Consider the following 2,127-nt stretch of genomic DNA (forward strand, 5'->3'; position numbering starts at 1 on the left):
GCTGCCGACGAAGATCAGGCAGACGATGATCGTCAGCGGCCAGTCGAAGACGGTCAGGTAGGGTTTGATCGTGGGCCAGATCGCACGCTTTTCACCCAGTCTGGCAGTCGCCATCAGTCTCCCTCCACTTCAATGGGTTGCGCCGCCTTTTCCTTGGAATCGGGCCGCTTGCCGAGCAGGTAATAGTCGAGCGCGAGGCGCGCGATCGGTGCGGCCGCGGCGGCGCCGAAGCCACCGTTTTCCACGATCACCGCCAGCGCGATCTTCGGCTTGTCAGCCGGCGCGAACGCAATGTACAGCGAATGGTCGCGGTGGCGCTCAGGCATTCTCTTCGCATCGTACTTCTCGTTGCGGCCCATGCCGATCGCCTGCGCGGTACCGGTCTTGCCGGCGGAAATATATTCGGCCCGTGCAAACGCGCGCGATGACGTGCCCTCCTTCACCACGCCGGCCATCGCGTTCTTCACGAAGTTGAGGTTTTCCTGCTTCAGCGGGATGCGGTAGCTTTCCTTGACCACGGTCTGCGTGCGCTCCTTGGTCACGCCGTCTTCGATGGTCTTCACCAGGTGCGGTCGCATCACGACGCCATCGTTCGCAAGGTTGGCCATCGCATGCGCGAGCTGCACCGGCGTGTACGCGTTGTAGCCCTGGCCGATGCCGACCGACACCGTTTCGCCGGCATACCACTTCTTGTGCTCAGGATTCTTGTATGCATTGCGCTTCCAGGTCGTGGAAGGCAGCACGCCGGTGCGCTCGTTCTCGAGGTCGATGCCGGTAATCTGGCCGAAGCCGAAGGGCTTCATGAAGTCATGGATGGTGTCGATGCCGAGGTCGTTCGCCAGCATGTAGTAGTAGGTATTGCAGGAGAGGACGATGGACTTGTACATGTCCACCGTGCCATGGCCGCCCACCTTGTCATCGCGGAAGCGATGGTTGCCGAACCAGAAAAAGCCCGGATCGGAGATCGCCTGGTTGGGTGTGCGCTTGCCGGTTTCCAGCGCGGCGAGCGCCATGTAGGGCTTGAAAGTCGATCCCGGCGGATAGGTACCGATCAGCGGACGGTTGAGCAATGGCCGGTCGATGGAAGTGTTCAGCTCTTCCCAGCTCTGCGCGTCGATGCCTTCCACGAAAAGGTTGGGATCGAAGGTCGGCTTCGACACATAGGCCAGGATGTCACCGGTCGACGGTTCGATGGCCACCAGCGCGCCGCGGCGGTCGCCGAACGCCTCCTCGATGATCTTCTGCAGCTCGATGTCGACCGACAGGATCAGGTTCTGGCCCGGCGTGGCGGCGGTACGCGACAGCGTGCGCACCGCACGGCCGCCAGCGGTCACTTCGACCTCTTCATAGCCGGTGCGGCCGTGCAGGATGTTCTCGTACTTCTTTTCCAGGCCTTCCTTGCCGATGTAATCGGTGCCGGAATAATTCGCCGAGTCTTCCATTTCCTCGATGCGCTTGGCATCGCGCTGGCTGATGCGGCCGATGTAGCCAATCACGTGCGAGGCCGTCTCGCCGAGCGGATACTGGCGGAACAGGCGCGCCTGGATCTCGACGCCGGGGAAGCGATAGCGCTGTGCGGTGAAGCGCGCCACTTCCTCGTCGGTCAGGCGGGTGCGGATCGGCACGCTTTCGAAATTCTTCGCTTCTTCCAGCAGGCGGCGAAAACGGCGGCGGTCGCGCGGCTGGATGTCGACCACGGTCGCCAGTTCCTCGATCACACCATCGAGTGTGTCGGCGATCTTGGACGGCGTGATTTCCAGCGTGTAGGCCGAGAAGTTGCGCGCGAGCACCACGCCATTGCGGTCCAGGATCAGGCCGCGGTTGGGCACCACCGGCACCACCGAGATGCGGTTGTCCTCGGCCTGGCTCATGTAGTCGCTGTGCTTGAACACCTGCAGCCAGATGAAGCGCGACAGCAGCAGCCCGAAACAGATGAACACGAACACCGCCACCGCCGAAAGGCGGAGGCGGAAGAAGTGCAGTTCCTGCTCGGTGTTCTTAAACTCGGTCATGCGTATTTAGACCTGATGGACTCAGATCGGGCGGGTTTCGTCGCGGTCGACGGCGCGCCGTTGCGGTGCCAGCAGGAGCCAGGTCACGGCAGGCCACAGTGCGGCGGTGAAGATG

1 protein-coding gene and 1 pseudogene are annotated in these 2,127 nt (G+C 62.4%); both read right to left on the reverse strand.

Translation table 11 applies throughout. The features are described from left to right. Positions 1–113 precede the first annotated feature (113 nt). Positions 114–2,012, reverse strand: a complete 1,899-nt coding sequence (gene mrdA, locus AYR66_RS11970; RefSeq protein ID WP_088707664.1) for a penicillin-binding protein 2 — start codon at positions 2,010–2,012, stop codon at positions 114–116. Between the two features lie 21 nt (positions 2,013–2,033). After that, a pseudogene (locus AYR66_RS30015) lies at positions 2,034–2,127 on the reverse strand (rod shape-determining protein MreD); the annotation flags it as partial.

Source organism: Noviherbaspirillum denitrificans (genome assembly GCF_002211445.1).
Lineage (GTDB): Bacteria > Pseudomonadota > Gammaproteobacteria > Burkholderiales > Burkholderiaceae_D > Noviherbaspirillum > Noviherbaspirillum denitrificans.